The 25,040-nt window shown below is 65.9% G+C and carries 22 protein-coding genes; 12 read left to right on the forward strand and 10 right to left on the reverse strand.

Going from position 1 to position 25,040, the window contains the following annotated elements; genetic code table 11:
* Position 1: 1 nt before the first annotated feature.
* Genes KR541_RS31495 through KR541_RS31540 form a run of 10 tightly spaced genes read right to left on the reverse strand, consistent with a single transcriptional unit; the run spans position 2 to position 9,634 of the window.
* Entirely contained in the window at positions 2-985 is a 984-nt protein-coding gene (locus KR541_RS31495; RefSeq protein ID WP_050013576.1) for a ferritin-like domain-containing protein, read from the reverse strand.
* Positions 985-1,611: a hypothetical protein gene (locus tag KR541_RS31500; RefSeq protein WP_050013575.1), complete on the reverse strand. Its 627-nt coding sequence runs from the start codon at positions 1,609-1,611 to the stop codon at positions 985-987. Before KR541_RS31500 ends, KR541_RS31495 begins: the two co-directional genes overlap by 1 nt.
* A 1-nt stretch (position 1,612) precedes the next feature.
* Complete coding sequence (locus tag KR541_RS31505; RefSeq protein WP_050013574.1) at positions 1,613-2,488, reverse strand: hypothetical protein; 876 nt, start codon at positions 2,486-2,488, stop codon at positions 1,613-1,615.
* Positions 2,489-2,495: 7 nt separating this feature from the next.
* The gene (locus KR541_RS31510; RefSeq protein ID WP_006481176.1) at positions 2,496-2,750 is read right to left on the reverse strand and encodes an acyl carrier protein; all 255 of its coding nucleotides are present in this window, start codon (positions 2,748-2,750) and stop codon (positions 2,496-2,498) included.
* Positions 2,751-2,808: 58 nt separating this feature from the next.
* Entirely contained in the window at positions 2,809-3,894 is a 1,086-nt protein-coding gene (locus tag KR541_RS31515) for a hypothetical protein (protein ID WP_050013573.1), read from the reverse strand.
* A 13-nt stretch (positions 3,895-3,907) separates the two neighbouring features.
* Positions 3,908-5,245: a hypothetical protein gene (locus tag KR541_RS31520; RefSeq protein WP_216090045.1), complete on the reverse strand. Its 1,338-nt coding sequence runs from the start codon at positions 5,243-5,245 to the stop codon at positions 3,908-3,910.
* On the reverse strand, positions 5,235-5,978 hold the full coding sequence (locus KR541_RS31525) for an outer membrane lipoprotein-sorting protein (RefSeq protein WP_089490100.1): 744 nt from the start codon (positions 5,976-5,978) through the stop codon (positions 5,235-5,237). The genes KR541_RS31520 and KR541_RS31525 overlap by 11 nt, the downstream gene beginning before the upstream one ends.
* Positions 5,975-7,192 carry an ABC transporter permease gene (locus KR541_RS31530; RefSeq protein ID WP_216090046.1) on the reverse strand — a complete coding sequence of 406 codons (1,218 nt, stop codon included), beginning with the start codon at positions 7,190-7,192 and terminating at the stop codon, positions 5,975-5,977. Before KR541_RS31530 ends, KR541_RS31525 begins: the two co-directional genes overlap by 4 nt.
* A complete protein-coding gene (locus tag KR541_RS31535; protein WP_050013569.1) occupies positions 7,164-7,874 on the reverse strand; it encodes an ABC transporter ATP-binding protein in 711 nt (236 codons plus the stop codon). Before KR541_RS31535 ends, KR541_RS31530 begins: the two co-directional genes overlap by 29 nt.
* Positions 7,871-9,634, reverse strand: a complete 1,764-nt coding sequence (locus KR541_RS31540; protein ID WP_239469031.1) for a fatty acyl-AMP ligase — start codon at positions 9,632-9,634, stop codon at positions 7,871-7,873. The genes KR541_RS31535 and KR541_RS31540 overlap by 4 nt, the downstream gene beginning before the upstream one ends.
* Before the next feature lie 427 nt (positions 9,635-10,061).
* Between KR541_RS31540 and KR541_RS31545 the strand changes: the two genes are divergently transcribed.
* The 12 genes from KR541_RS31545 to KR541_RS31600 all read left to right on the forward strand — a co-directional run bounded on the left by KR541_RS31545 (position 10,062) and on the right by KR541_RS31600 (position 25,039).
* Complete coding sequence (locus KR541_RS31545) at positions 10,062-11,009, forward strand: fatty acid desaturase family protein (RefSeq protein WP_050013567.1); 948 nt, start codon at positions 10,062-10,064, stop codon at positions 11,007-11,009.
* A gap of 29 nt (positions 11,010-11,038) precedes the next feature.
* Positions 11,039-11,890, forward strand: a complete 852-nt coding sequence (locus KR541_RS31550; RefSeq protein ID WP_204384808.1) for a ferritin family protein — start codon at positions 11,039-11,041, stop codon at positions 11,888-11,890.
* A gap of 619 nt (positions 11,891-12,509) precedes the next feature.
* Entirely contained in the window at positions 12,510-13,499 is a 990-nt protein-coding gene (locus tag KR541_RS31555) for a LysR substrate-binding domain-containing protein (protein ID WP_050013566.1), read from the forward strand.
* Between the two features lie 142 nt (positions 13,500-13,641).
* Positions 13,642-14,466 carry an alpha/beta fold hydrolase gene (locus tag KR541_RS31560; RefSeq protein WP_124637466.1) on the forward strand — a complete coding sequence of 275 codons (825 nt, stop codon included), beginning with the start codon at positions 13,642-13,644 and terminating at the stop codon, positions 14,464-14,466.
* A 709-nt stretch (positions 14,467-15,175) separates the two neighbouring features.
* Positions 15,176-15,415 (forward strand): hypothetical protein, encoded by a 240-nt coding sequence (locus KR541_RS31565; RefSeq protein WP_124637467.1) that lies wholly within the window; start codon positions 15,176-15,178, stop codon positions 15,413-15,415.
* Positions 15,416-15,721: 306 nt separating this feature from the next.
* The gene (locus KR541_RS31570; protein WP_373452514.1) at positions 15,722-16,648 is read left to right on the forward strand and encodes a helix-turn-helix domain-containing protein; all 927 of its coding nucleotides are present in this window, start codon (positions 15,722-15,724) and stop codon (positions 16,646-16,648) included.
* Between the two features lie 732 nt (positions 16,649-17,380).
* Entirely contained in the window at positions 17,381-18,457 is a 1,077-nt protein-coding gene (locus tag KR541_RS31575; RefSeq protein WP_050013564.1) for a sugar transferase, read from the forward strand.
* Between the two features lie 167 nt (positions 18,458-18,624).
* Complete coding sequence (locus tag KR541_RS31580; protein WP_239469032.1) at positions 18,625-19,794, forward strand: polysaccharide biosynthesis/export family protein; 1,170 nt, start codon at positions 18,625-18,627, stop codon at positions 19,792-19,794.
* Positions 19,791-20,225: a low molecular weight protein-tyrosine-phosphatase gene (locus KR541_RS31585; RefSeq protein ID WP_050013562.1), complete on the forward strand. Its 435-nt coding sequence runs from the start codon at positions 19,791-19,793 to the stop codon at positions 20,223-20,225. The genes KR541_RS31580 and KR541_RS31585 overlap by 4 nt, the downstream gene beginning before the upstream one ends.
* 52 nt (positions 20,226-20,277) lie before the next feature.
* A complete protein-coding gene (locus KR541_RS31590) occupies positions 20,278-22,515 on the forward strand; it encodes a polysaccharide biosynthesis tyrosine autokinase (protein WP_124630062.1) in 2,238 nt (745 codons plus the stop codon).
* Between the two features lie 63 nt (positions 22,516-22,578).
* The gene (locus KR541_RS31595) at positions 22,579-23,811 is read left to right on the forward strand and encodes a lipopolysaccharide biosynthesis protein (RefSeq protein WP_213346928.1); all 1,233 of its coding nucleotides are present in this window, start codon (positions 22,579-22,581) and stop codon (positions 23,809-23,811) included.
* 28 nt (positions 23,812-23,839) lie between these two features.
* Positions 23,840-25,039: a capsular polysaccharide export protein, LipB/KpsS family gene (locus tag KR541_RS31600; protein ID WP_216090047.1), complete on the forward strand. Its 1,200-nt coding sequence runs from the start codon at positions 23,840-23,842 to the stop codon at positions 25,037-25,039.
* Position 25,040 lies beyond the last annotated feature (1 nt).

Below are 25,040 nucleotides of genomic sequence, written 5' to 3' on the forward strand. Positions count from 1 at the left end.
GTCAGTTGAGCGGCATCGCCGCGTAGTCGAGGACGTCGAGCTTTTCGAAGGTCGCCTGCACGGTCGGCGTGAGCAGGCCCATCTCGCGGATCGTCGGCACCAGGCGCCGGAAGATCGAGCGGCGGATCGAGCTCGATACCGGCGACTCGCGCACCATCGCGCTGCATTCGCGCTTGGACAGTCCCATCGGCTCCCAGATGTCGTCCGCGCACAGATGCTCGTACAGCACGGCCGCGCCTTCGCAGATGAATTCCTCGCGCTCGCGCAGCTCGTGCGAACTCATCTCCGCGTACACGCGGCACAGCGTGATCCGGCCGACCGCGAAGTGACGCGCTTCGTCGCGCTGGATCCGCAGGAACAGGTCCTTGATGAACGGGTCGGTGCTGTACGCGACGACGCTCTGGAAGATCGACAGCGCGATGCCCTCGACCAGCACCTGCATCCCGAGGTTCGTCATGTCGAGCGCGCTGCTCGTGATCGTGTCGTGCAGCAGCCCCTTCAGCGAGCGGCTCATCGGGTAGCTGACGTCGAGCTTCTCGTTGACGAGCTTCGCGTACGCCTCGACGTGGCGCGCTTCGTCCATCATCTGCGCGGCCGCGCACAGCCGCGCGCTCAGGCCGTTCTCGGCCGACGCGAGCTTCGACGCGCAGATCAGCGCAGCCTGCTCGCCGTGCAGGATCTGCGACAGCAGCCAGCCCTGCGCGTGGTGGCGTACCTCGCGCTTGTCGGCGTCGGCCAGCTTGCCCCACAGTTCGGTGCCATAGATCAGCAGCGTCGGGTCGGGCATGCCGAGCGGGTTCGCCGGGTCGAGGTCGTGGCGCCAGTCGACGTCGGTCGCGACGTCCCACTGCGCGGCCTTAGCCTTCTCGTACAGCCGGTTCAGCGCCTCTTCGCGCAGCGCGTAGTCGTTCGACATCAGCGCATCGACGGGCATCGACCAGCGGATATCGGCCGTGTCCTGCATCACGGTAAGCGTGTCGTTCATCAGGGTCTCCCCGGCCGCGCGGCGGCGCCGGAATGATGGGCGGAATCGGTGAATGGGGCGGCGCGCGACGCGCCGGGGTGCGGCTCGAGCCGGATCGCGAACGCCGGCCACGCGCCGCGCAGTTGCGCGTCGAACGCATCGGCGAGCCGCGCGGGCCAGATCGCGCAGCACACGCGGTTGTCGCCGGCGAATTCCGCATCGCGCAGGATGCGGTCGCCGATCCAGACGACCGGCGCGCCGCGCGCGGCATCGCGCAAGGCTTCGTCGTACAGGTGCACGCCGAGCAGCACGTGCGGCGCGAGCAGTTCGGCCGGCAGCGCACCGAAATACGGCGCGCACACTTCGATGAACAGGCGCGCGTCCGGGTGCACCGCGTCGCGAATCCGCGCGGTGATTTCCGCGAGGAATGCGAAATACTGCACGTGGTCGAGCAGCACGCGGCGTTCGCCGTCGGCCGCGTCCGACGTATTGCCAGCGTCGTACGCATCGCCGGCCGCTTCCGCGAGCGCGGCGCGTGCGTAGTCGGTGGGCGTGTCGAGCGGCATCCGGTATGCGCTGGCCGCGACCGCGACCGGCTGGCGCGCATCGCGCTCGATCCGGTAGGTGAAGTGAACGGGTCGCACCATGTCACGCCTCGCCGTCGAGAGAGAACGTCGCGTCCGGCGCGAACGCGACGTCCGCGATCGCGTAATAGCCGTTCAGCGCGAGGGAGCAGACGGCCGCGCGGCGCGGCGTGTCGCCGTCGCGCCGCGCGAGCAGCACCGACAGCCACGGGTCGCTGCCGAACGCATGGCCGAACACGCCGTGGCCGTCCGGCAGCAGCGGCGTCTTGCCGACCGACGCGAGCAGCGCGCGCCGCGACGTCGCCGGAAAGAACGGCAACGCCGCGTGCAGGCCCGGGCGCGCCGCGCAGAACGTGCGGATGTCGCGGCCGAGCCGCACGACCGCACTGGACGGCGGCGCGGCGTCGGCGATCACCGACTGCGCCGGTTCGCGGCCGACGTCGACGAGCAGCGTGCAGACGCCGAAGCCCGAGCGCCCCCATGCGGGATTGCCGTGCCAGTACGTATAGCCGTGCACGTCGATGTCGACGATCTGCAGCAGCAGCGTGCGCGGCCCGGTCTCGGCCGCGGTCGCGAGCGTGCGGCGCAGCACGTAGCCCCACCCCGCGCATTCGTACGAGCAGGTCATCCAGTCGGGCGTGTAGTCGTTCGCGCCGGCCAGCGCCTGCGCGAACACGCGATGCTGCGGCGAATCGTTCATCAGCAGCATCGACAGGATCGTCGAGCTGACCACGTAGTCGTCCGCGCCGACCGCGCCGCACAGCCGCTCGCGCTCGGCGCACGCGAGCGTGCCGATCGCGCGCGCCGTGTCGTCGAGCGGCACCGCCGCGCCGTCGCGCGACGGCGCGACGCGCCGGTACGCGAGCGCCTGCACGGTCAGCGCGGTCGCCGGGGCCGGCTCGATGGCGGCGGTCGCCACGGGGGCAAGGGGCGCGAGCATCGCCGTATCAGGCCGCGTGCTGCTGGCTGCGCAGTTGCGCGTCGAGCTGCTGCAGCGTCGTGTACTGCGTGATGTTCAGCGCTTCCGGATCGATCGAACCGTAAAGCTGTTCGCAGAACACGATCAGCTCGACGATGTTCAGCGAATCGATGCCGAGTTCGCCGATGCCGGCGTCCGTGTCGACGGTTTCGACGTTGAGGATCTTCGCGACTTCGCGGGACAGGATGTCGAGCGCGTCGGCCGGAACGTTCTGGGTCGTCATGAGGGGAGCTCCTGGAGTTGAGTTGAATGGATCGGGATCGATCGGCCTGTCGCGTGGATCAACTGCCGGCTTCGCAGCGCAGGCTCTTGCGAAGCTCGTGATAACAACGGTACGAACTGCCTTCCATCTTCGAAAACGCCAGCAGGTCGCGCTGGTCGTCGAACAGCGGCACCTTGCCGTCGCGCACGAGCGCGCTCAGGAACTCGTTCGACAGCAGCTTGATCGCGAGCACGCGCTGCACCTTGCCGAAGCTGTAGTGCGCGTCGTCGGTCTGGGTGCGCGCGGCGTCCGCGATGAAGCGGTGCACGGCGCGCGCGTCGGCATCGAGTTCGACGCGGCCGGTCCGTTCGAGCCAGCCGACGTGTGCCATCAGCGCGCGGACGAAGTACGGTCGCACCACGGTCAGGTATTTGTTGAAGACGGTCGGCCCGCCGATCCGCAGCCGATCCTCGGCGGCGACGCGCACCTGGCCGCCGACGTTTGCGAGCTGCAGGTTGCCCGCGAGGAACGGCGCGCCGCAGGTCGTGCGTTTCAGTTTTCGATACTCTTCGGGCCACACGAGATAGGCGGCCGGGAACATCACGCCCGGCAGGCGCGCGGCGACGACGGCCATGCAGTCGCGATGCGCCTCGATGCCCCATACCTTGTCGACGGTCAGCGCGAGCCCGTTGTCGTCGCTACGTACGACGGTGCGCCAGGCGGCCAGCGTCGGGCCGCCACCGTCGCTCATCAGGAACGCGAAGTTGTGGCCGGCGTCGATGCACGCGCATGCACGGCGGTTCTGGTCGTCGGAGAAGAACAGCCCGAACATGATGCGGATGAATGCGCGCATGAACGGCTTGAACAGGTGATGAAACCCTTCGCGGTCGATCTGCTCGAGCAGCGCTTCGGTGAGCGGCGCCTCGTCGTGCCGCAGCGGTGTCGACGCGGACGCGTCGGGCAGCACGTCCGGCGTGGCGGCGCGCAGCGCGATCACCATCTCGCTGTCGAGCAGCCGCACGGCGGCGGCTTCGACGAGCCGGGCCGCCGCGCGCGGCGGCGTGCCGATCGCGTCGAGGTGGCGCAGCACCGGATACGCAGCCTGGTCGGCCACGCGCAGCAGCAGCGGCGGTGCGATCGGGGCGGGGGCGGAAAGCGTGGACATGGCAGGGTTCCTGTCAGAAACGCACGCGCACGGCGGCGTCGATGCGGGTGCCGAGGCCGACCATCCGGTACTCGGACTGGCTGTCGGAGAAGGCGTGGGTGAGCGCGACATCGACGCTCACGCGTGTGTTCACGTCGGCGACGACCTGCGCGATCGCGAGCAGGCCCTTGTCCTGCGGCGAATAGACGCCGCGCAGCGAATACTCGACGCGGCCGACCTTCTTGCCGAGCCGCGCGAACAGGTAGTCGCGCAGGCTGCCGTCGACGCTCACGAAGTTGGCCGTGCCGCCGAGGCCGGCCAGCGCGGCGCCGGGCGCGACGGGCAGCAGCGCGTTGTTCGCCTGCACCGCGCCGACCATTCGGCGCCACTGGCTCGCGTCGTAACGCGCTTCGTCGTGCGACCACTCGACGATCAGCGACAGATTGCCGGGCAGCGCGCTCTGCATGCCGACCGCGCTGCGCCACATGTACTGGCGATCGTTGCGGCGATCGACGGCGTCGTACGCGGCGGCCGAATCGAGCGGCGTGCCGTTCGCGATGAACGCGGGCAGCGGCCGCGTCGTGCCGCGCTCGAGCCACGCGCTCGCATAGACGGTGTTCGAGCGCGCGACGTCGAACGACAGCGTCGCGCCCGCGCCGCCGCGGCCCGCGTGACGGCCCGCGAGCAGCGCGGCCGAGCCGCCCGACCCGTTGTACGCGCCGCGCACGAGTTGCGTCGCGCCCTGCACGTCGCGGTTGTCGACGTCGTTGCGCAACGTGCGGTTCTCGCCGGCGATGAACTGCAGCGTGGTCTGTTCGCCGGCCCATTTCGCTTCGATGAGCGGCGTGCCTTCGACGTCGCCGTAGCGATCGTAGATGTCGGCCGTCGCGGCCCGCTTCTGGAAGAAGCCGAGCGGGAAGAACGCCTGCGACGTGTCGAGCGTATCGATCCGCTTGCCGGCCGTCAGCGTGATGCCGTTGTCGAACGCGTAGCGCACGCCCGCTTCGTTGAAGCGGCTCGCCTGCGCGCCGAGCGAATGGTTGCTGGCGACGACGCGCGCGTTCACGAACAGGTTCTCGCCGTCGATGCGTGCGAGCAGGCCGGCTTCCTGCTGGTTGCGCGGCGAGTCGCCGATCAGGCGGCCGAGCAGCGCGCGGCCGTCCATGCTGTCGACGGAGCGCGCGTAGCCGATACCGTTGAGCGTGCCGAGCTGATCCATCAGCGATGCTCCGTGCGCGAGCGTGCAACCGAGCGCGAGCGGGATCGCGAGCGCGACGCCGGGCCAGCCGCAGGACGTGCGGCTTGCGCGGTCGGGCGACGAACGGAGGCGGTCACGATGAGCGTCGGCATCGGCGTCGTACTCACTGGCCATCGGCGAGCGTGTCGGGATTGAACCAGCCCGACGGAATCTTGCGCGGTTGGCCGTCGAGGATGTCGACGACGCTCGCGCGCTGCTTCTCGACCTCGTTGCGATACGTGATCTTGCGGATCACCTTGCGGCCGTTCGCGTCGACCGGAGCCGAAAAGTCGGCGCTGCGAAACAGCAGGCCGCTCGCCAGGAAGAACTGCGCGCGCACCGGCACGTCGGTGTCGGGCGTCACCCACAGCTTGATCGTCGGGTACACGTTGTCGGGATCGGTCGCGCTCAGGTCGAGCTCGGTGGCCGGCTTGCCGGCGATCGGCGTCGTGCCCGGCACGGCCGTCGCGCGATAGCTGTCCGCCCAGTGCGTGCGCGTGATATCGCTGATCACGACTTCCCCTTGCAGCCGCTGCATCCCGTTGATGCGCACCGCGCTGCGCGTGTTCGGCACGTAGAACCAGTGCCCGCGCGTCGTCGCGAGGTATTTCTGGCCGTCGTTCTCGCCGCTGCGCGTCAGCGCGAGCGTGTCGCCGTTGCCGCGCGTGTAGACGAGATAGCGCGTCGCGTCGCCGGCTTGTCCGCCGACCTCGTTGGTGATCCGGATGTTCGTCTGCGTATCGGCGGCCGTGCTGCGGTATGCGTCGGCACGGGCGAGCATGGTCTGGGCCGTCGGCGTGTCGGCCGCGTGCGCGGCGAGCGGCACGCACGCGACGAGCGCGGCGAACGTAAGGCGAATGCGGTTCATGGGGCGAGTCCTTCGAGGATGTTGCGTTTCGCGAGCCCGATCGTCGCGAGCAGCGCCGCGGCCACGCCGAGCACGACGAACGCGGCTTCGACGGCGGCCACGGCGACGGGCGATACGGTGAATTCGAGCAGGATCGGTTTCACGCGGCCGGGCGGTGCGGGCAGGTGGATCTGCGCGTGATTGAGCGCGACCATCGTCAACAGCGCGAGCGCGATGCCGGCGGCCGCGCCGAGCAGGCCGAGCAGCGCGGTTTCCCGGATCAGCACGCCGCGCACCGTCGCGGCCGGCACGCCGAGCGCGCGCAGCGTCGAGATCTCGCGGCGCCGCTCGACGATGCTCATCAAAATCCAGTTGCTCATCGACAGCAGGATCGTCACGCACAGAATCGCGCCGAACACCGAGAACTGGTTCTTGTACAGCGCGACGACCTGGTGATAGAGCGACACGAGCTGGTCCCAGGTCCGCACGTCGAGCGTCGGCAGCGCGGTGCGCAGCGTCGCAGCGGCGGCCGTCGTGCCGGCGGTGTCCTCGAGGAACACCGCGATGCGCGACGCGCGGTCGGTGCGCAGCAGCGCCTGCGCGGCCGTAAACGTCACGTTGACGATCCGTTCGTCGACGTCCTTGTTGCCGGTGCTCATCACGCCGACGATCTGCGCGTCGGTCGCGTTGATGCCGCCGTGCGCGGTCGACGCCATCAGCTGCACGACCGAGCCGACGTGCACGCCGAGCTTGCGTGCGAGTTCGGCGCCGACGACGACTTCGGTCCCCGCGTTCGTCGGCGACAGATAGCGGCCCGACAGTACCGTGTGATAGTCGAAGAAGCCGGGCGGCTCGCGGTTCGGTTCGATTCCTTCGCCGACGAAGCCGTAGCTGAGATCGCCGTTCGATACGAGCCCGTCGAAGTCGATGCCGCGCGCGGTCGTCGCGACGCCGGGCACCTTTGCAATCGCCTGCGTGGCGGCGGCCTGTTCGTCGGCGGTCAGCCCGTATTGCAGCGGCCGTTCGCCGATCAGGTCGAGGTAGCCGTGATGCAGCACCTGCACGTGGCCGACGCCGCTGTCGATCGACCCTTCGCGCACGGCATCGAACGTCGCGATCACGTAGCCGAGCGCGAGGCTCGACGCGAACGCGGCGACGCCGATCATCGCCATCGTCAGCACGGTGCGGCGCCGGTTGCGCCAGAGGTTACGCCACGCAAACGTCGACCAGTTCACGATTCACTCCCGGTACGCCGTCGCGCATCTCGATGCGGCGCGGCAGGTGCGCGCACAGACGATCGTCGTGCGACGCAATCAGAAAGGCGGTGCCCAGCGTGCGATTGGTGTCGAGGATCAGCTCGGCGACCGCCCGCGCATTCGTGCTGTCGAGGCTCGCGGTCGGCTCGTCCGCGATCACGATCGCCGGCTCCTTGGCGAGTGCGCGGGCCAGGGCGACGCGCTGCTGTTCGCCGCCGGACAGCTCGCCGGGGCGATGTCGTTCGCGCGCGGCGAGCCCCACCGCGTCGAGCATCGCGCGCGCGCGTTCGCGCCGCGTGCGCGGCGTGCCCCATGCGAAGCAGCCGAGCTCGACGTTCTCGAGCGCCGACATCACCGGTATCAGGTTGAACTGCTGGAATACGAAGCCGATGCGTTCGCGGCGAATCCGTTCGAGCGTGTCCGGCGCATCGTCGATGCGGCGGCCTTCGAGCCAGCGTTCGCCGCTCGTCGGCACGTCGAGAAAGCCGGCGAGGTTGAGCAGCGTGCTTTTGCCGCTGCCCGACGGACCGACGAGCGCGACGACGTCGCGCCGGGCGATCGAGATCGTCGCGTCGCGCACCGCGACGACGCGGCCCGCGCCTTCGTACGTGCGTGTGACGTCGCGCAGCTCGAGCACCGGGGCCAGGGGCGCGGCCGTCATGCGAATGCTCCCTGGCCCGCTTCGACGGCAACCGGTGCTGCGATGACGGGCAGCGCGCCGTTCGCATAGAGATCGCGACACTTCACGCGCTGCAGCTTGCCGCTCGTCGTGCGCGGCAGCGAGCCGGGCTCGACGAAACACAGATCCTGCGCGGCGAAGCCGATGCGCGACGCGAGCAGCTGCTGGCACTCGGTGCGCGTTTGCGGCGTCGCGTCGACGGGCCGCGCCTCGATCGCGACGACCAGCCGCTCGGTGCCGGTTTCGGGATCGGGCAGCCCGAACGCGATGCACGTGCTCTTGCGCAGCGCGCTGTGCGACGCCAGCGCTTCCTCGATCTCGTGCGGGAAATAGTTGCTGCCGCGAATGATGATGACTTCCTTCTTGCGGCCGAGGATATGCAGCTGGCCGTCCGCGACGTAGCCGATGTCGCCCGTGCGGAACCAGCCGTCGGCCGTCAGCGGCGCGGCGATCGTGCCGTCGTCGGGGTTCAGGTAGCCGAGCATCACCGACGTGCCGCGGATCGCGACTTCGCCGACCGCGCGGTTCGCCAGCGCGTGGTCGCCGTCGTCGAGGATGCGGAACGCCATCCCGTCGATCGGCGTGCCCATCGCGAGCACCGTTTCGGTGTCCGTCTCGCGACCGTCGTTCGCGGCGGCCGGCTGCGCGTCGCGGCGCTCGATCAGCGCGCGCCGGTCGAGCGTGTCGGCGATCACGTACGGCGCGCGGTCGACCGCGCCTTCGTGCCACGCGCGATGCATCGATACCGCGAGCGTCGATTCGGCCATCCCGTAGCACGGTTGCAGCGCCGATGCCGCCAGGCCGTACGGCGCGAACGTCGCGGCGAAATCGCGCAGCGTCGCGTCGTCGACGCGTTCGCCGCCGATGAAGATGTTGCGGCACGCGGACAGATCGACGCCGATCATCGCGGCCGCATTGAAGCGGCGCACGCAGTAGCGCAGCGCGAAGGTCGGCACCGACGTCGTCGTCGCGCGCGCCGACGCGATGCGCTTCAACCAGCCGAGCGGATTCCGGATGAAGCTGTTCGGCTGCATCATCAGCAGCGGCGCGCGGTAATGCAGGTTCGACAGCAGCGTGAGCAGCCCCATGTCGTGATAGAGCGGCAGCCACGACGCGGTGCCGTCGCCGGCCGCGATATCGAAGCGCACCGAGCCGCCGATGCCGAGCACGTTCGCGATCACGTTCTCGTGGCTGAGCACCGCGGCCTTCGGATGCGACGTCGAACCGGACGTGAGCTGCACATGATGCGGATCGCTGCCGCTCTTCGCGCTGATCAGTGCGCGCGCGCCGGCGTCGGCGGCATTCGACAGCGTCGCGAGATCGACCACGCGCGTTGAGGCCGCGGGAAACGCGTCGTCGCGCCACGCGGCGGCCTGCGCATCCGCGGCGACGACGATGCGCGGCCGGTACAGTTCGCACGCGACGTCGATCACCTGCCGTCCGGCCGCCGCGCGCCGTGCGGGAACGGACACGGTGCAGGGCAGCGCACCCGTCATCACGCAGGCCATCATCGCGACCGCATGTTCGACCGACGCGGGCAGCGCCAGCATCACCAGATCGTTCTCGCGCACACCGAGCTCGCGCAGCGCGCCGGCCTGATGAAACACCGCTTCCGCGAAGCGCCGGTACGTGACGCCGGCTTCGTTGCCCGCATCGTCGACGAACGTCATGCGATGCATGGCGCCCGCGACGTCCTCGAGCGATTCGATCAGGCGATGAATGGTCGATGCGTACTTCGTCACGAGGGTTCTCCCGTTGCGGAACACGGCCGCTCGCGCCACGGTGCCGGCGGCGCCGTTCGTCGAGTGAGGTGGATTCTTGCCGGATCGATCGGCCGCGACAAACGGAATCTATGCAGGCTATGCATGAGCGGAGCGCATCCACTCGGGGCAGCGCACATTCGTTATCAGCGTGAACGATGAATACGCGCTAGGTGACTGGTCTGTCTCATTCGACCGGTCGTCTAGTTCACGATGTGGTGCGCTCATGCGCAGGCGTCATGCAATGCGTTCGGAAAATTCGTTTGTCCGAAACATCGACTCACAGAAGAATTGCATCCCGGCAGCGCGCCAGCGCCGCCGCGTCATCGTGCCGGGCGGGGCCCGGCTCAAGGAGAGCGTCTTGTCCGTCACCTCATCGCTGGTCGCCCGAACGAAATCGGTTGCAGACATGAAGAGCCGCCCGAGCGGCGTGGTCTTCTCGCTGAAGCTGGCGGTGTACGTCGCGCTCATCGCGCACGGGATGATGTTCGCGCTGTCGGCGCTCGTGATCCTGAAGATCTTCGGCATCCTGCTGATCGGTGCGATGTATGCGCACGGCGTCGAACTGCAGCACCAGGCGCTGCATTACCAGGGGTTCCGCAGCAAGCGCCTGAACATGGTGTTCGGCGTGCTGCTCGGCATGCCGATGCTCGTGTCGTTCCACGCGTACCAGGACAGCCACCTGCGCCATCACCGGCTGCTCGGCACGCCGGAGAACAAGGAGTTCTTCGACTACGGCGACCAGTACGGCGCGCGCCCGGTCGTCAATGTCGGGCTGTGGGCGTGGCGGCTGTCGATGGCCGCGCACTATATCCAGTTCGCGAAGAGCGTTGCGAAGCTCGTCGTGCCGGGCGCGCGCTTCGGCGACAACGCGCTCGTGTCGCGTGCGATCCGCCGCGACTACCTGCTGATGGCGGCGGCGATCGCGCTGCTGGCCGCGCTGTCGTTCGCGCTGCACTCGTGGTGCGTCGTCTGGGTGTGGGTCGTGCCGCTCGTGTGCGTCGCGGCGCCCGTGCATGCGCTGGTCGAGATGCCCGAGCACTACCGCTGCGACCTGACGAGCACCGACCCGTTCCGCAACACGAGGACGATCGAGAGCAATGCGTTCATGACATGGTTCACGAACGGCAACAACTATCACGTCGAGCATCACATGATGCCGAACCTGCCGATCGAGCGCCTGCACGATCTGCATGGCGCGATCGCGCCGCGCATCCGCTATTACCACCGCACGTACCGGCAGTTCTACTACGCGTTGCTGCGCGGCCGGCTGACGCCTCGCTCGGTGGACGACGATCGGGACGATCGCGAGCCCGATGCCGAAGCGGTTGCGCCGGCGTCCACGCAATCGGCATGACTACCGCTGCCGACTATCTTGGGACGACGATGCTCTATCCGGAACTGTTCAGATCGCTCGAAGCGGTTCGCTGGGACATGGAGAAGGACATTCCGTGGAACCGGTTCGATGCCGCGTTGCTCACCGACGAGCAGGCCGAGACGATCAGGATGAACGCGATCACCGAATGGTCGGCGCTGCCCGCGACGGAAATGTTCCTGCGCGACAACCGGCACGACAGCGACTTCTCCGCGTTCATGAGCGTGTGGTTCTTCGAGGAGCAGAAGCATTCGCTCGTGCTGATGGAATACCTGCGCCGCTTCAAGCCGGAGATGGTGCCGACCGAAGCGGAACTGCACGCGGTGCGCTTCCAGTTCGATCCGGCGCCGCCGCTCGAGACGCTGATGCTGCACTTCTGCGGCGAAATCCGCCTGAACCACTGGTACCGCTGCGCGGCCGATTGGCACACCGAGCCCGTCATCAAGCAGATTTACGAAACGATTTCGCGCGACGAAGCGCGTCACGGCGGCGCGTACCTGCGCTATATGAAGAAAGCGCTGAACAACTGCGGCGACGTCGCCCGCGCCGCATTCGCGAAGATCGGCGTGCTGATGGCGTCGGCGCGCCGCACCGAGAAGCCGCTGCACCCGACCAACCTGCACGTGAACCAGGCGCTGTTCCCGCGCGACACCGTGCAGTCGCGCCTGCCCGATCCGGAATGGCTCGAGCGCTGGCTCGACGAGCAGATCCGTTTCGACGGCGAGTGGGAGAAGAAGGTCGTCGAGCGGATCCTGCACAACCTGTCGATCCTGTTCGAGCGCACGTTCGCGACCGCGCAGGAACTGAACCGCTATCGCCGCGAAGTGACCGCGCGGACGAATGGCGCGTTGGGCCGCCCGTAGCGGATCGATACAGGCAGCCCGTCGCGCGGTGCGGGCCGAAATCCCGCCGACATCCGAACGCCATGCGGCCGAACGGCGCTACCGGCAGGCGAATTAATCATTCCAGACATAATCGGCGCATCAGTTGCTTGAAATTGCATGGCAGCTTTGAAATTCATTCGTTTAGCATATTTATGTAAACACGGAATTCCGGATTTAGATGGCATTTTCGTGTATGTTACCGACCGGTTGTCTTTCGCAGTCCGGGAAAATAAATTTAAAAGTTGGCCGATTGAAATTGAATTGTAGGAATCGGATGATGCATCTGATTGTGCGACGAGATCGACGTGATAGCGTCGAATTCTGGCGGTAATCCTCTGTTTTTTAAGGAGTTTGTCGACTATTTGAAGTGCTGGATTCGTTCTCATATTAATTTACAAAATCACTACCTGGATAATGTTCATGTAAGGATATCATTGCGATCAAAATCGATAGATAAATACAAGTGTCACGATTGAAAATAAGAATGATGTGCATCCATGCTTCAATATAAAATCGTTTCCGAATCCAAATGGGAGAGACGATTCAGGGAGACGAACGGCGACTTATCGGTCGATGGGTGCAACTTTGAGGCGGCGGTATGGCTAATGTGAGATTGGCAAAGCGATTGAGAAGTCTGCCTTCGCTGGATTTCCTGAGAGGCTTCGAATGCGCGGCGCGCCATTTGAGCTTCACGCGGGCGGGGCAGGAACTGAACGTCACGCAATCGGCCGTGAGTCGGCAGGTCAAGGCGCTCGAAGAGCAGCTCCGGATCGAGCTGTTCCATCGGCACATTCGTTCGTTGACGCTGACCGACAAGGGGCGCGAGCTGTACGACGCGATCTCGTTCGCGTTGTCCGACCTGGAATCGGTGGTCGGTAAGCTGTCGTCGAGTGTCGGCCAGCGCGCCATCTCGTTGTCGACCACCGTCTCGTTCGCCGCGCTGTGGCTGATTCCACGCCTCGGTTCGTTTCGCGCCAGCTATCCGGACATCGACGTGCGCGTGTCGGCCACGAGCGAAATCGAAGATCTCAAACGCAAACGTTTGCACCTGGCCGTGCGCTATGCAGGCCCGTATACGTCGACCGACGATACGGACGTGCTGTTTCGCGAGCGTGTCGTCGCGGTGTGCAGCCCGAGCCTGGTGGCGGCGGGCGACGCCGCGTCGATGAAGCCGGCCGACCTCGACAAGCACGTGCTGCTGCATCTCGACGACCCGCGCGGCGAATGGCCGTGGCACGGCTGGAGCCATTTGCTGAAGGCGCTCGGCGTGCCGCGGCTGCGGCCGGTCGGCGCGCTGCACTTCAGCCAGTACGATCAACTGGTCCAGGCCGCGGTCGACGGCCACGGTATCGCGATCGGCAGGCGGCCCCTCGTCGACGGGCTGTTGAAGCAGGGGCGGCTCGTCGAGCTGTTCCCGCACTGCACCGTTGCATCGGGCAGCTACGTGCTCGTGCAGAACCCCGATGCGTGCAACGAATTCGATATCGCGGTGCTGACCAACTGGTTGCTCGAACAAGCGTGTCATTCGCTCGAGGAGGAGCCGGGCATCGCCGGCAGCAACGTGCTGCCGATGTACCGCGTCGGATAGCGCGGCGAATACGTCGTGCGCGGCGTCATGCACGACGCCTGCAACCTGTGCGATGATGCGCCGCTTCGCGTTCGTCGCAGAACGCCGCCGACTGCGGCACCCGTTTCCGGGCCATCGCCGCGTCCTCACATCCGGAGACAGCATGCCCGCACACACTATTCATGGCAGTACCCTGCACTACCTCGATCACGGCGCCGGTTTTCCGGTGCTGCTCGGGCACAGCTATCTGTGGGACGCGACGATGTGGGCGCCGCAAATCGACGCACTGTCGCGCCGGTATCGCGTGATCGTGCCGGATCTGTGGGGGCATGGCGAATCGGGCGCGCTGCCGGACGGCACGCACACGCTCGACGATCTCGCCGCGCACGCCAGCGCGCTGCTCGACGCGCTGGAGATCGAACAGTGCGCGATCGTCGGGCTCAGCGTCGGCGGCATGTGGGGCGCGCGGCTCGCGTTGCGCGAGCCGCAGCGCGTGCGCTCGCTCGTGATCATGGATGCGTCGCTCGAGGCCGAACCCGATGCGACGCGCGCCCGCTACTTCGGGATGCTCGACGCGATCGAGACAGCGGGCCGCATCGCGCCGCCGCTGCTCGACGCGATCGTGCCGCTGTTCTTCCGGCCGGACGTCAATCTCGACGACCCGGTGCCGACGGCGTTTCGCGATGCGCTCGCGAACCTGCCGGCCGACCGGCTGCGGCAATCGATCGCGCCGCTCGGCCGGCTGATTTTCGGCCGGCCCGACACACTCGCGACACTCGCCGACCTCGATGCCGCACGCACGCTGCTGATGTGCGGCGCGGGCGACATGGCGCGCCCGCCGTCGGAAACCGTGAAGATGGCGAGCGTGATCGGTTGCGCGCATGCGCTGGTGCCCGACGCCGGCCATATCTCGAACCTGGAAAATCCGGCGTTCGTCACGCGCACGCTGCTCGACTGGTTCGACGCGCAGTCACTGCCGTCGAACTGACGATCGCGCGAACGGCGACGCCCGCGTGCCCGGCGCCGCGCAGATCGGTTTTTCCGGTGGCGAGCCGCCGCAGCGCAGCGGTCGGACGGGCATGGGCGGCTGCCGGGTTTCTAGCGATCCTGATTGCGTGGGCGTGGGCGTGAGCGCCGCCCTCGGGTCGCGCGGCCGAATGGTTGCGATCGACCACCGATCTTCCGGAATACTACCGATTCGGTTGGACATTGGGGTTGCCTGTCGACACACGAAAATCTGCAGTACGAACGAAAGTTTAAAACGCACCGGGCGGGGTCGCCCGCAACCGTTTCCTCCTTTCCTGACCCGGGCCGGCGGTGCGGGCAGGGCAACGCGCATATCGCACGCGCCGCATTCGACCGACGCGAACGCCCATCAAAACGAGTCGATCCGAATTCGATGAGCGCGCGCCGGACGAACTGCCCTATGACGGATCCATACCGACAAGTCCGACAAACGGCATAGGATCCGGCAGGCGAACGAATCGTCCCGTGTAATTGATCGTAATCGCATGTAATCCTTGGTCATACCGTGTGATCCCGTGTATCGCCCATAGGTTTCGGTCTCTTCAACGACAAACGTTTGCGTGCCGCTATACCGAAAGATTCGACGATGGAGCCGGTATTTCATTACCGATCCGAGGTCACGCACGATCTGAATTTTCCTTAAATGCCTGGCCAAAATCCCGGGATGACGTTTGCGCGAAATCGCCGGTTTCACCCGCCCTGAGCGACATTCGACCATGCTGCCTGAACGGCTCTCACCAGCGCCCACGCGGGGTCGCCGCGATGCGGCCCGTTCGCCCATTGCGGCGGCGGCACTCGAAAAAGACGGCTCATTCGATCGATTTCGGTTTCTCTTCATTACCGGTGATTTCCCCCGCCTGCGTTATCGCGATTTATATTTCCTGGCATTGATGCACGTCAATTTTCAATGAAATGGCGTGATCGTATTTCCACCAAAATTGATGAATTTCAATAAATAGGTCCATATCATTGGCTTGATTGAATCCGACAACAACACGGCGAAAACAGACATTGACAAATCGGCGGGCGAGGAGCGCCCCTTATGATGCGGCGCAGAAAACAACAAATGTAAGAAATTGTTAAAGGGCCGCAGGATGCAAACAGTGCCGAATCATTCATCGACGGGGTCAAGCGTGAATCGGGGAAGAGGCGCCGGCAACGAACATCAACGGGCAAGCGTAATCGTCCTGTTGCTCGAGGGTTTTTCGATTATGCAGATGGGCAAGCTGGCCGCCGTTTTCGAACTGGCGAATCAGCTCGGACGGGTCGATGGCGCATTCGTCGACCGTTACGAATTGCGCCTGTATTCCGTGCATGGCGGCCCGGTTCGTTCGTCGTCGGGCGTCGGCATCTGGACGGAAGCGGCGCGCACACTCGAAGCCAGCAGGGTGCACGCGATGTTCGTGTTGAGCGGTCAAGGCGGGACCGACGAGCTCGACGAACAGTTTATTGCGTGGGTCCGGCATGTCCATCAGCGGGCGCGGGTCGTGCGCGGCAGCCATGGCGGCCGGAGATTGCTGACGCAGATTCGCCTGGGGCAGAAGGAGATAGAGAAGGCAGCGTCGGGAACGGACGGCGGCGCGTCGGACGATGAAGCCGCCGGCGACGAAGACGACGGGCCTTTCTCCGATGCGTTGTCGATCGTCCGGGTGGACATGGGTTACGAAATCGCGCAGGAAATCGTGATGTGCATGGTGTCCGGCGCGAACCGCAAACTGACCGACGTGTTGTTCGGTGCACGCGTCGCCCGTGCGAGCACGCTGATCCGGATGGCTGCGCATCATCTGCGGGTCAATAGCGAGAACCGCATTTCGATCGCCGATGCCGCGCAGGCCGCCGCGATGAGCGAGCGCAATTTCTTGCGGCGCTTCAAGAACGAAATCGGTGTCACGCCTACCGAGTTCGTGCTGAGGATACGCCTCGAAAAGGCATGCCGCATGCTGATCGAGACGGATCTTCCGGCGGACAAGGTCGCGCGGCGCACCGGCCTCGGCAGCGGCGACCGGATGGCAAAACTGTTTCGCCAGCACTTGCAGACATCGCCGACCGAATTTCGGGCGGCTGCACGAAAAGACAGTGACGCATCGACGGACACGCTGTACGCGTCGGATTTGGGCGACTGGATGAGCGGCGCATCGTCCTAGAGCGGGCGATCGCAATTCGCCATCGGACGCCCATCGGCGAAGTCGCTTTACCCGAATTCAAATCCATGCCTGGATATCGATGTTCATTCAGCATGACGGTTTTATGATTTGGAATGCAAATCAGTGGTATCGGTAATTCTGATTTGACGAAGGCGGATTCGGCCACAATCGTGGCGCGGTCGGACATCGATCAACCCGCGCGTATTTCCACTGATTAGGTTATCGACTGGCCTTTCGAGGAGTCGGCACCCCGGTACTCCTCGGAATTTTGCCTGCCGTGTCGTCGTGAGCGCACCGTGCAGGCCTTTTTATTCGTTGGGCGAGCATCGAGCGCCGTCGTTCGGCCGATGCTCGCTCGTAGGCCAGGACGCACCAGGCGATGCATGCGCATGCCCCGTGCGCGCGCATGGCGGCCGCGGCGAATTGCAAATCGACATGAAATTCATGTCGTACATCCGATCCGAATCCGGGCATGAATGGGTGCGAACGCACGTTATTCGTGCATCGCTCGATTCGAGAAATGGATCGAATAATTCGCTCGGGAAATCGGCCTTGATTTGTTCCGCCATCAACAAGGCGGATTCGGACGCAATCGATAAAGGCGCAAGTCGAGGCGAATATGATGCACTGCGGAAACGTTGAAGCAGAGGCGCCGCAACCAGCGTTCCGCGTGATGTGATGCCGCGCTGCGTCGTGAATGGATATTGGGTGATGACTTAGGAGTTCATATCAATGAATTCGTTGATCAATCGAGCGACCGATATCGGAATGATCGTGCTGGGCGCGTTCATCCCCGCGTTGATCGGTGCGACCGGCGGTGCGCGCGGCACCCTGTTCGACGGTGCCCTCGTCGCGTTTGCCGCCGCGCTGGCGTTGTCGGTATTTCCCGCATGCGGCATCTACGAGAAGGTGCGGACGCAATCGGCGCTGCGCCTGCTCGGGCGCACGGTGCTGGCATGGATCGTCGTGCAGGGCATGAGCACCGCGCTGCTTTACGTGCTGCATCGTGCGCATGTGCTGTCGAGCGAGTGGTTCGTGTGCTGGACGCTCGCCAGTGGGATCGGCCTGATCGCATTCCGCGCGCTGACGCTAGCGATCTTTGGTGTGATCGAGCGTGCGGGCGGTCAGGTGCGCGCGGCGGCGATCGCGCACGCGGACCGGCGCGGCCAGTTCGAGATCGGCCACCGGACGGTCGGACGCGTCAAACGGACGGTCAAGCGGAGCTTCGACCTGGTGGGCGCGTCGGTGCTGCTCGTCGTACTCGCGCCGGCATTGCTGGGCATCGCATGGGCCGTGAGGCGCGACGGCGGTCCGGCGATCTTCGGGCATGAGCGTGTCGGCCGAAACGGCCGGCGCTTCAAGTGCCTGAAATTTCGCTCGATGGTGACGAACGCCGATGTGGTGCTCAAGGCGCTGCTGGAGCGCGACGCCGACGCCCGGGCGGAATGGGCGCGCGAATTCAAGCTGAAGAACGATGTCCGCATCACGCCGATCGGCCGCCTGCTCCGCAAGACGAGCCTCGACGAACTGCCGCAGTTGCTGAACGTGCTGAAGGGCGACATGAGCCTGGTCGGGCCGCGCCCGATCGTCGAGGCCGAGCTCGAACGCTACGGCGCCGACGTGCGCTACTACCTGATGGCCAAGCCCGGCATGACCGGCCTTTGGCAGGTCAGCGGCCGCAACGACACCGACTATTCGACGCGCGTGTCGCTCGACGTGTCCTACGTGCGCGACTGGTCGCTGCGCCGCGACATCGGCATTCTGTTCAGGACGATCACCGTGGTGGTGCGCGGCTCGGGCGCGTACTAGTCGCTTCCTCCCGCATGTGAAGGCGGTGCGATCGCGCGTGGCGGAAGGCGGCGCAACGGTACGGTGTGGCAGCAGGCATGTCCGGTCTCGACAGGGGTGCTGTACTCGCGGTCGACACGACGCGAGGCGACCGAAGCAATTTCAGACTAAAAAAGAGCGAGGTTGTAATGCAGAGGTTGCGTCAAATGGAGCCGGCGCGCGCGCCGCGCCGACGATCGCGTGTCGGTCGACTCGTGATGATCCTGCCGCTGTGTGCGTTGCTGGGCGCGTGCGGTATCGCGCCGGGCATGCGCATGCAGCAGCCGGCGTCGATTCCGCTGCAAAGCGGCACGACGCCGGGTGACAACGCCACGCTGCCGGTTCCGGTGACGAATATCGACCTGTCGCTGATCCGGCGCATGCGCGATACGGAACGCAGTGTGCCCGGCGAGCTCCGCGATATCGCCTCGTCGCCGGACGCATACACCATCGGCCGCGGCGACGTGTTGCAGATCACCGTGTGGGATCACCCCGAACTGGCGGCGGCGCTCGGCGCGCCGGCACAGTCCGCGCCGCGTGCCGCGGATGCGCCGCCGGGTTTCGTCGTCGATCAGGACGGTACGCTGCAGTTTCCTTACGCGGGCCGGTTGCCGGTCGCCGGGCTGACGGCCGAGCAGGTACAAACGCAGCTTGCGCGGCGTCTTGACAAGACGTTCAGGAATCCGCAGGTCACGGTGCGGATCGCATCGTTCCGTGCGAAGCAGGTGTATATCGAGGGCGAGGTGCATACGCCGGGCTCGCAGCCGGTGAACGACATCCCGATGACGCTGTATGACGCGATAGGGCGGGCAGGGGGATTCTCGGCGGCGGCCGACCAGAGTCGCATCGTGCTGGTGCGCGACGGCGTCGAGCGCAGGATCGATCTGACCGGGATGGCCGAACAAGGACGCAATCCGTCGAAGATCGTGCTGCGCAACGGCGACCTCGTGCGCGTGCTGGCACGCGACGAGAGCGGCGTATTCGTGATGGGCGAGGTCAACAAGCCCGTCACGGCGTTGCCGATGCGCAATGGCCGGCTGACGTTGAGCGAGGCGATCGCGCAGGCAGGCAGCCTGAACGCGAACACGGCCGACGCCGCGCAGCTCTACGTGGTGCGCGGGATGCAGGACGCGCAACCGCAGGTCTATCACCTCGATGCCCGCTCGCCGGTCGCGATGGTGCTCGCCAACCAATTCCAGTTGAAGCCGAAGGACGTCGTCTACGTCGACGGCAACGGGCTCGTCCGCTTCAGCCGCGTGCTCAGCCTGTTGCTGCCGGCCATCAATGCCGGCCTGACCGCGGCGATCGCGACCAAATGATGGAGTCCATCCTGATCGTCTGCGAAGGCAACATTTGCCGCAGCCCGATGGCCGAAGCGATGCTGCGTCAGTCGATGCCGGGGCGCCGCGTCACGTCCGCCGGCCTGAACGCACTGGTCGGCATGCCGGCCGCGCCGTATGCGCTGGACGTCATGCGCCTGCGCGGGTTCGACGTGTCGCCGCATCGCGCCCGGCAGGTCGACCGCGCGCTGTGTACCGACGCCGACCTGATCCTCGTGATGGACCGTCGACAGCGCACGTCGCTCGAGAACCGGTTTCCGTTCGTGCGGGGACGCGTGTTTCGTCTCGGCGAATACACGGACTTCGACGTGCACGACCCTTACCGGCAGCCCAGGTTCGTATTCGAACGCTGCGCGCGACTGATCGAACTCGGCGTGTCCGAGTGGTCGAAGCGCCTTCGTATCGTCTGAAGCCGCCGTCGGCCGACGCTCCACTGGAACCCATACGCCTCATATCGTTGCCATGACCCAACCCTCCGCCCCGCCGCAGCAAGCCGCCGAAGACGGCAGCGAGACCGATTTCGTTGCGGTGCTCGACATTCTGCTGGAAAGCCGCTGGCTGATCGCGTCCATCACGTGCGTGCTGCTGGCGGCCGGCCTCGCGTACGCGATGCTCGGCAAGCCCGTGTTCGAAGCCAACATCATGGTCCAGGTCGAGGACAGCCCCGACACGTCGGCCGCCAAGTCGTTGCTCGGCGACGTATCGGCGCTGTTCGACGTCAAGTCGTCGGCCGCCGCCGAACAGCAGATCCTCGCGTCGCGCCTCGTCGTCGAACGTGCGGTCGACAAGCTCAACCTGTTTATCGACGCGGAGCCGAAGCGATTTCCGCTGATTGGCGACTGGATCGCGCGCCATCGCGATGGCTTGTCCGAACCCGGCCTCGCCGGCCTGGGCGGCTACGCGTGGGGCCGCGAACGCATCGACGTGCGGCGTTTCGACGTGCCGCGCAAGAACGAAGGCGACGCGTTCACGCTGACGAGCCTCGGGGGCAAGCGCTATCGGCTCGACGGCGGCGATCTCGATGCGCCGGTCGAGGGCACCGTCGGCGCGCTTGAGCGCTTCGACTCGCCGCGCGGCCCGATCGTGCTGCAGGTCGCGTCGATCGCCGCGAAGCCCGGCGCCGCATTCGTGCTGGTTCGCCACTCGCGGCTGAAGACGATCGAGGACATCCGCGACCGCCTCAACGTGCAGGAGCGCGTGAAGCAATCGGACGTCGTCGTCGCCAGTCTTCAGGATACCGATCCGAAATGGGTCAGCGACACGATGAACGAAATCGGCCGTCAGTACGTGCGGCAGAACATCGAGCGGAAATCGGCGGAGGCCGCGCAGTCGCTTGAATTCCTGACCGCGCAATTGCCGCAGCTCAAGCAGCAACTGGCCGATTCCGAAGCACGTCTGACCAAACTGCGAGACGAGCATGGCACGGTCGACCTCACCGAGGAGGCGAAGCTCGCGCTGGCCCAGACCGCGGACGCGAAGACGCGCCTGCTCGAGTTGCAGCAGAAGCGGCAGGAGTTGATGTCCCGTTTCACCGAACGGCACCCGAGCGTGGCCGTGATCGACGAGCAGATCGCCGCGCTGAACGGCTATCGGAACGCCGCCGAGCTGCAGATCAGGCGCCTGCCGGACCTGCAGCAGGAAGCCGTGCGGCTGATGCTCGACGTGAAGGTCAACACCGACCTCTACACGGCATTGCTGAACAACATGCAGCAACTGCAACTCGTGCAGGCCGGCAAGGTCGGCAACGTGCGTCTCGTCGACACGGCTGCGGTGCCGGAAGTGGCGGTGCGGCCGAAGAAGGTGCTCGTCGCGCTGGCGTCGCTGCTGCTCGGGCTGCTCGCCGGCAGCGGCACCGCGATCGTCCGCTCGATGCTGTTCCACGGCATCTCGGATCACAACGAGATCGAGCGCCGCCTCGGCCTCGCGGTGTACGCGACGGTCCCGATCAGCGACCATCAGCGCGACCTGGCCGAAGAAGCCGCGCGCAAGAGCGGCCACAAGTCGATCCTGTCGATCGATTTCCCGAACGAGCCGGCCGTCGAGTGCCTGCGGAGCCTGCGCACCGCCCTGCAGTTCGCGATGCTCGAGGCGAAGAACAACATCGTGCTGATCGCCGGTCCCGCGCCGGGCGTCGGCAAGACCTTCATCTCGTCGAACCTCGCGGTCGTGATGGCCAGCGCCGGGAAGCGTGTGCTGCTGATCGACGGCGACATTCGCAAGGGGCGGATGCATGACTATCTCGGCTTTCCGCGCGGCCGCGGCTTCACGGAGCTGATCGCCGGCAGCGCACGCGTGGAGGACGTGATTCACCGAGAGGTGGTCGAGGGTCTCGACTTCATCTCGACCGGCACGATACCGAAAAATCCCGCGGAACTGCTGTTGAACCGCAATCTCGCGGCGCTGGTCGACGGCCTGTCGTCGGGTTACGACATCGTCGTGATCGACTCGGCGCCGGTGCTCGCCGTGCCCGATACCGGTATTCTCGGTGCATTCGCCGGTACCGCGCTGCTCGTCACGATGGCGGGCAAGACAAAGCTCGGCGAGATCGACGAATCGGCGAAGCGCTTCGCGCAAAACGGCGTTCGCCTGAACGGCGTCATCTTCAACGGCGTCAACCCGCGGCTCGGACAGTACGGCTACGGTTCGAAGTACGGCGGTTATCGCTATGTCGCCTACGAGTACGGAGCGCAGGATGCGTGATACGTCCAGCGCAGCCGGCGTCCCGGCATGCGAATCCGGTCGCGCGCGGCGCACGGAGGCGCGATGATCAATCCGCGGGATTCGATCGTTTCGCTGGCCGGCGTCGTGATGGGACAGATCGCGCTGTTCGTCAGCATCTTCGTGATCGGACGTCGGTTCGGGCCTGAGTCGCTGGGCCACTTCAACTATCTGCTCGCGCTGGCGTCTTTCGTCGGCACGCTGCTCGCATTGCGCTACGAGCTCGCGTGCGTCGACGATTCGCCGCGCGAATCGTTCAATGCGCTGGTCAACGTGACGGCGTTGGGCCTGATGGTCGCCGCCGCGGGCGGGATGCTGATCGCGATCGCCGGCCGGGCGGATCTCTATCCTGTCGCCGTCTATGCGCTGGCATCGTTCATCCAGCTGGCTGCCGGCGCCTACCTGAACAGCCTCAGGCGCTACGGATGGATCGCGCTGTCGCGCATGGTCGTCAACGGTGCGTTCCTGATCGGTCTCGTGCTGTCGCTCGCCTGCTCCGCATGCGGCAAGGTCGACGTATTCGCGTTGTACGCGTGGGTGACCGCCGCAGTGTCGGTCGTGATGGCCGGTGCGATCGTGCTGAGCGGCTATCGCGCAGGGTATGCGTTCAGGTTGTCGCCGGGTTTCTTCGTCAGGAATCGCCGGTTCGCGCTGTACATCCTGCCGTCGACGCTGTGCGCGTCGGTGCTGACCTACGCGCTGGCGATCGCCATTCCGCACTGGTTCGATGCGCAGAGTGCCGGCTACTTCGCCGCGGCTTACCGGCTCGGTTTCTTTCCGGTTTCGCTGATCGCGCAGAGCGTGGGCGGCGTGTTTCGGCGCGACGCAATCGGCGCGATGGCGCGACCGGATGGCGGCTCGGCGGTGCATCGGGTGTATCGCACCTACGCGCGTGCACTCGCGGGCCTCGCCGTCGCGTACATGGCCGGCGGGCTGCTGCTGTTCGCGCCGCTCGTCGATCTGTTCTTCGGCGCAAGCTGGCGCGGCTCGGTCGGCTTCTATTACAGCCTGATGCCGTTGTTCGCGCTGCAGCTGATCTACGTGCCGCTGTCGCAGATCTTCCTGGCCACGCGCGCACAGCGCACCGATTTCCTGTTTCAGTTGACCTGCGGATTGGGCCTCGTCGGCGCGCTGGGCGTCGCGCGGCTGACGAACCTGTCGGCCCCGACGAGCGTCCTGATTTTTTCATTGACCGGCGCGGCGCTGATGGCGGCGGGCATCGCGCTGACGTACCGGGTCCTCGACGCGAACCTGTCCCGGTTGGGGGCGCTGGCGTGAGAACGCCGATACGACGAACGAGTACACCATGATCCTGATAGTCATCGACTCCCTCGAGCGCTACTACTTCGCCACCCGCCTGGTGAACGCGGTCCGGCACGAATACGAGTTCGCATTCCTGACGAGTGAACCGGTCGCGCATCTCGGCCTGCTGCTGGGCGGCTTCCGGTCGGTGTACCTGAACCGGCTGATGCCGATCGACGTGTCAGACGGCGGCGCGGCCGACCGCACGCCGTATCAACTGTCGATCGAAGTGATGAACGGGCAGATGACCGAGGCGCGTGCGAAGCGCGAGTCGGCGGCGATCTTCCATATTGCGTTGGAAGTCCTTCGTGGGCTGCGGATCGAGCAGTGCGTGATGTGGAACGGGCAGCAGCTCGTGTGCCGTGCGGTGCGGCAGGCGTGCACGGTGCAGGGCGTGGCGACCCGCTTCATCGAGATCTCGAATCTGCCGGGCAAGCTGTTCGTCGATTCGCTGGGCGTCAATGCATTGTCGACGATCAGCCGCTACCCCGAGGTCATCGATCGCCTGCCGCTACCCGACGAGGACACGCATGCGCGCTGGCTGTCGACCTATGAACGCGACAAGCGCAAGCCGCTGCCGCAGGCGCGGACGTCGTTCGGACGCAAGGCGACGTCCGCGACGAATTATGTGCTGAAGCTGGTCAGCCGCGGTGTCGGCCGGCGGCGTCTGGCAAGCGTGCGCGCGCGCAACGGCATGCCGGCGCCGCGCCAGGCCACCTATATGTCGCCCGACACGCTGTCGACCTGCCGCTATGTATTCCTGCCGCTTCAGGTGGCCGGCGATACGCAGATCAAGCTGCACTCTGACGTCGGCAATCTCGACGCGATTCGCCATGCGTTCGAGTTCGCGGCGAACGAGAGCGCCGACCTGTTCGTGAAACTCCATCCGGCGGAAACCGATGCGGCCGAGATCGACGCGATCGTGCGCCTGCAGCAGACGTATCACTTCGAGATCGTCACGACGCCGACCACGGAGCTGCTGCGGCATGCGCATGCGGTCGTCACGATCAATTCGACGGTCGGGCTGGAGGCGATGCTGTACGGCAAGCGCGTGGTGTCGCTCGGCCGGTGTTTCTACAAGGAGTTCGACCGCGAGCGCCTGCTGAAGTACATCCATTCGTTTCTGGTCGACGGCATCGACTACTTCGGCACCGCGCGTATCCCGGCCGATGCGGCGCGGCGCGTTTTCGCGGGGCAGCGTTGAC

The sequence above is a fragment of the Burkholderia sola genome (assembly GCF_905400185.1).
Classification (GTDB): Bacteria; Pseudomonadota; Gammaproteobacteria; order Burkholderiales; family Burkholderiaceae; genus Burkholderia; species Burkholderia sola.

Bases quoted from the DNA above. Each gene is read 5' to 3' on its own strand.
- KR541_RS31585 (WP_050013562.1), top strand. From the start codon at position 19,791: ATGATGGAGTCCATCCTGATCGTCTGCGAAGGCAACATTTGCCGCAGC.
- KR541_RS31495 (WP_050013576.1), bottom strand. From the start codon at position 985: ATGAACGACACGCTTACCGTGATGCAGGACACGGCCGATATCCGCTGG.
- KR541_RS31550 (WP_204384808.1), top strand. From the start codon at position 11,039: ATGCTCTATCCGGAACTGTTCAGATCGCTCGAAGCGGTTCGCTGGGAC.
- KR541_RS31500 (WP_050013575.1), bottom strand. From the start codon at position 1,611: ATGGTGCGACCCGTTCACTTCACCTACCGGATCGAGCGCGATGCGCGC.
- KR541_RS31545 (WP_050013567.1), top strand. From the start codon at position 10,062: ATGAAGAGCCGCCCGAGCGGCGTGGTCTTCTCGCTGAAGCTGGCGGTG.
- KR541_RS31600 (WP_216090047.1), top strand. From the start codon at position 23,840: ATGATCCTGATAGTCATCGACTCCCTCGAGCGCTACTACTTCGCCACC.
- KR541_RS31595 (WP_213346928.1), top strand. From the start codon at position 22,579: ATGATCAATCCGCGGGATTCGATCGTTTCGCTGGCCGGCGTCGTGATG.
- KR541_RS31510 (WP_006481176.1), bottom strand. From the start codon at position 2,750: ATGACGACCCAGAACGTTCCGGCCGACGCGCTCGACATCCTGTCCCGC.
- KR541_RS31520 (WP_216090045.1), bottom strand. From the start codon at position 5,245: ATGGCCAGTGAGTACGACGCCGATGCCGACGCTCATCGTGACCGCCTC.
- KR541_RS31535 (WP_050013569.1), bottom strand. From the start codon at position 7,874: ATGACGGCCGCGCCCCTGGCCCCGGTGCTCGAGCTGCGCGACGTCACA.
- KR541_RS31515 (WP_050013573.1), bottom strand. From the start codon at position 3,894: ATGTCCACGCTTTCCGCCCCCGCCCCGATCGCACCGCCGCTGCTGCTG.
- KR541_RS31580 (WP_239469032.1), top strand. From the start codon at position 18,625: ATGCAGAGGTTGCGTCAAATGGAGCCGGCGCGCGCGCCGCGCCGACGA.
- KR541_RS31590 (WP_124630062.1), top strand. From the start codon at position 20,278: ATGACCCAACCCTCCGCCCCGCCGCAGCAAGCCGCCGAAGACGGCAGC.
- KR541_RS31575 (WP_050013564.1), top strand. From the start codon at position 17,381: ATGAATTCGTTGATCAATCGAGCGACCGATATCGGAATGATCGTGCTG.
- KR541_RS31505 (WP_050013574.1), bottom strand. From the start codon at position 2,488: ATGCTCGCGCCCCTTGCCCCCGTGGCGACCGCCGCCATCGAGCCGGCC.
- KR541_RS31570 (WP_373452514.1), top strand. From the start codon at position 15,722: ATGGGCAAGCTGGCCGCCGTTTTCGAACTGGCGAATCAGCTCGGACGG.
- KR541_RS31560 (WP_124637466.1), top strand. From the start codon at position 13,642: ATGCCCGCACACACTATTCATGGCAGTACCCTGCACTACCTCGATCAC.
- KR541_RS31555 (WP_050013566.1), top strand. From the start codon at position 12,510: ATGGCTAATGTGAGATTGGCAAAGCGATTGAGAAGTCTGCCTTCGCTG.
- KR541_RS31525 (WP_089490100.1), bottom strand. From the start codon at position 5,978: ATGAACCGCATTCGCCTTACGTTCGCCGCGCTCGTCGCGTGCGTGCCG.